Annotated in this window: 3 protein-coding genes and 1 pseudogene; all 4 read left to right on the top strand. The window is 60.8% G+C overall.

Going from position 1 to position 3,867, the window contains the following annotated elements:
* Nucleotides 1-70 precede the first annotated feature (70 nt).
* Entirely contained in the window at nt 71-400 is a 330-nt protein-coding gene (locus EN879_RS27070) for a phasin family protein (RefSeq protein WP_013531776.1), read from the top strand.
* Between the two features lie 296 nt (nt 401-696).
* Nucleotides 697-1,026 carry an ATP-dependent Clp protease adapter ClpS gene (gene clpS, locus EN879_RS27065; protein ID WP_023812950.1) on the top strand — a complete coding sequence of 110 codons (330 nt, stop codon included), beginning with the start codon at nt 697-699 and terminating at the stop codon, nt 1,024-1,026.
* A 6-nt stretch (nt 1,027-1,032) separates the two neighbouring features.
* The gene (gene clpA, locus EN879_RS27060; protein ID WP_013531774.1) at nt 1,033-3,501 is read left to right on the top strand and encodes an ATP-dependent Clp protease ATP-binding subunit ClpA; all 2,469 of its coding nucleotides are present in this window, start codon (nt 1,033-1,035) and stop codon (nt 3,499-3,501) included.
* Between the two features lie 59 nt (nt 3,502-3,560).
* Nucleotides 3,561-3,867, top strand: a pseudogene (locus EN879_RS27055) (hypothetical protein); the annotation flags it as partial.

The following is a 3,867-nucleotide window of genomic DNA, read 5'->3' as shown; positions in this document are numbered from 1 at the left end:
CAATATATTATCTTGCATTGCACAAGGGCGCCCCGAAGAAGGACGCCTCAACCGTCAAGGGAATCGTGAAATGACCCAGACCTATGAGGACTTCAGCAAATACGGCAAAGAGTTCGCCGACACCGGATTGAAGAGCTTCGCGTCGCTCTCCAAGGGCGCACAGGCGATTGCCACCGAGGCTGGTGAATACACCAAGAAGAGTTTTGAAACCGGCAGCGCCACTGTGGAGAAGCTGTTTTCAGCCAAGTCGCTGGAAAAGGCCATCGAGATCCAGTCGGACTACGCCAAGCAGTCCTATGAGGCGTTCGTCGCCGAGGCTACCAAGATCGGCGATCTCTATGCCGAACTCGCCAAGGAAGCCTACAAGCCATTCGAATCGATCGTTGCCAAGGCGAAGTAATTTCGCCCGGGCGAACTGATTTCGCCTGACGTGACCCAGATTCAGCCTTTTGACCCGAGAAAAAGCCCGGCCGTGGAAACGTGGCCGGGCTTTTTCGTGTCAATTTCCGTTCCAGAGCCTCGCGCCCCTTCACGATTGCGAAAATCGTCCAAGTTTGGTGACCTAGCCATATTGTCAGCTAACCAGAAGGGCTTAAAATCGTACATCGAACACCTACATGTCGAACTCGCATGGGGAATCGAAAGAGGCAGGAATACGTGACGATCGGTTTGACTGCCACGAGACGCGTGGTGCGAATGCAAGACGGCGACGGTAACGGCAATGGGGCCGGCCGTGGGACGGCCGTCATCACGCGCACCAAAACCAAGACCAAGAAGCCCAGCCTTTATCGGGTCCTCATCCTCAACGACGACTACACTCCGATGGAGTTCGTGGTTCACGTGCTGGAGCGTTTTTTCCAGAAGGATCGCGAAGCCGCCACACGCATCATGCTTCATGTTCACAATCATGGAGTGGGCGAGTGCGGGGTCTATACATTCGAGGTGGCCGAGACCAAAGTGTCCCAGGTCATGGATTTCGCCCGACAGAATCAGCATCCGCTGCAATGCGTGATGGAGAAGAAGTGAGGTAACATGCCGGCTTTCTCCCAAGGCCTGGAAAAGGCGCTTCACCAGGCGCTGACGCTCGCCAATGAGCGGCACCATGAATATGCAACCCTAGAACATCTGCTGCTCGCGCTCATCGACGACACCGAGGCGGCCGCCGTCATGCGCGCCTGCAATGTCGATCTCGATGAGCTCAAGCATACGGTTCTCACCTATATCGACACCGAGCTGGACAACCTCGTCACCGGCTACGACGAGGACTCCAAGCCGACGGCCGGTTTCCAGCGCGTCATCCAGCGCGCGGTGATCCATGTGCAGTCTTCTGGCCGCGAGGAAGTGTCGGGCGCCAACGTGCTCGTCGCCATCTTCGCCGAGCGCGAGAGCCATGCCGCCTATTTCCTGCAGGAACAGCAGATGACCCGCTACGATGCGGTCAACTACATCTCGCACGGCATTGCCAAGCGTCCGGGCGCGTCGGAGACACGCTCGCCGCGCGGCGCCGATGACGAGCAGGGCGGCCAGAACGGCGCCGAGCCGCAAGAGGAAGGCGGCAAGAAGAAGCAGCAGCAGGACGCGCTGACGGCCTATTGCGTCAATCTCAACAACAAGGCCAAGGCCGGCAAGATCGACCCGCTGATCGGCCGCGAGTCCGAGATCAACCGCACCATCCAGGTGCTGTGCCGCCGCTCCAAGAACAACCCGCTCTACGTCGGTGACCCCGGCGTCGGCAAGACGGCGATCGCCGAGGGCCTGGCCAAGCGCATCGTCGAGGGCGACGTTCCCGAAGTGCTGCACAATGCCACCATCTTCGCGCTCGATATGGGCACGCTGCTCGCCGGCACGCGCTATCGCGGTGATTTCGAGGAACGGCTGAAGCAGGTCGTCAAGGAGCTCGAGGATTATCCTGGCGCCGTGCTGTTCATCGACGAGATTCACACGGTGATCGGGGCAGGGGCGACTTCAGGCGGCGCCATGGATGCGTCCAACCTGTTGAAGCCGGCGCTGTCGTCGGGTGCGATCCGCTGCATCGGCTCGACCACCTACAAGGAATTCCGCCAGTTCTTCGAGAAGGACCGTGCCTTGGTGCGGCGCTTCCAGAAGATCGACGTCAACGAGCCGACCATCGAGGACGCGATCGAGATCATGAAGGGCCTCAAGCCCTATTATGAGGAGTTCCACAAGGTGAAGTTCACCAACGAGGCGATCAAGGCCTCGGTGGAACTGTCGGCACGCTACATCAACGACCGCAAGCTGCCGGACAAGGCGATCGACGTGATCGACGAGACCGGCGCCTCGCAGATGCTGGTGCCGGAAGCCAAGCGCAAGAAGACTATCGGCATCAAGGAGATCGAGGCGACGATCGCCACCATGGCCCGCATCCCGCCGAAGACGGTTTCGGCCGACGACGAGAAGGTGCTGCAGGGCCTCGATATCGAGCTGAAGCGAGTCGTCTATGGCCAGGACACTGCGATCACCGCACTGACCTCGGCGATCAAGCTGGCGCGTGCCGGCCTGCGCGAACCGGAGAAGCCGATCGGCTCCTACCTGTTCTCCGGCCCGACCGGCGTCGGCAAGACCGAAGTGGCCAAGCAGTTGGCCGCGTCGCTCGGCGTGGAGCTGATCCGCTTCGACATGTCGGAATATATGGAGCGCCACACCGTGTCGCGGCTGATCGGTGCTCCTCCCGGCTATGTCGGCTTCGACCAGGGCGGTCTTCTGACGGACGGCGTCGACCAGCATCCGCATTGCGTGCTGTTGCTGGACGAGGTCGAGAAGGCGCATCCGGACCTGTTCAACATCCTGTTGCAGGTTATGGACCATGGCAAGCTGACCGACCACAACGGCAAGCAGATCGACTTCCGCAATGTGATCCTGATCATGACCACCAATGCGGGCGCGTCGGATGCGCAGCGTGCGGCGATCGGCTTCGGCTCGACCAAGCGCGAAGGCGACGATGTCGAGGCGATCAACCGGCTGTTCACGCCGGAGTTCCGCAACCGTCTCGATGCGATCATCCCGTTCGGCTCGCTGCCGGTGCCGGTCATCCATCAGGTGGTGCAGAAGTTCGTCATGCAGCTCGAGGCCCAGCTTTCCGAGCGTGGCGTCACCTTCGACCTGTCGGCGGACGCGATCGCCTGGCTCGCCGACAAGGGCTATGATGAGCGCATGGGCGCGCGGCCGCTCGGTCGTGTGATCCAGGAGCACATCAAGAAGCCATTGGCCGACGAGGTGCTGTTCGGCAAGCTCAAGAAGGGCGGCACGGTGCGCGTCACCGTCGAGAAGAAGGAAACCGGCGAGACCGGCCTGAAGCTCGAATCGCTGGCCGACGAGGCGCCGGTGAAGCCGAAGAAGGAAGAGCCGGAAGAAACGCCGAAGTCCAGAAAGGCCGTGGTGAAAAAGCCGGCGGCCAAGAAGCTGGTGGCGCAGAAGCCCGAAGCCAAGGGCAAGGACGGCGGCAAGCGCAGCCTGGTGCCACAACTGCCCCGAAAGAACTGAGCTTACGAAAGTCAAAAAAGCCCCGGAGACGGGGCTTTTTTATTGGAGCGAGGGTAGGCATAATCGGCCAGATCATCATCCTGAACGGTGCGCCGCGATCGAAAAACAAGCATCGCCAAGGCTGTTCAGGAGTGCTTCGATGGCGTCTGGATCAATCTCGGTGTCGACGTTTGCGATCAGGCCATGCCGCCGCGCTATCGACCCGAGATGGGATTGCGGCCCGGTGGCGCGCCTGTGGCAGGAAGAGGTGCACCGGCCCGGCGTGTACGATCTGGAAGTCGACACGTCGCTCCTGAGCCCTGGGCAATGCGCGGACACGCTCGCAGAGCAGCTTCGGCAAGGACCGTATCGAACAGCGTTTCGGAA

Source organism: Mesorhizobium sp. M7A.F.Ca.AU.002.02.1.1 (genome assembly GCF_003998535.1).
Lineage (GTDB): Bacteria > Pseudomonadota > Alphaproteobacteria > Rhizobiales > Rhizobiaceae > Mesorhizobium > Mesorhizobium ciceri.
The sequence above is the reverse complement of the archived record's forward strand: the minus strand, read 5'-3'. Positions and strand labels throughout refer to the sequence as shown.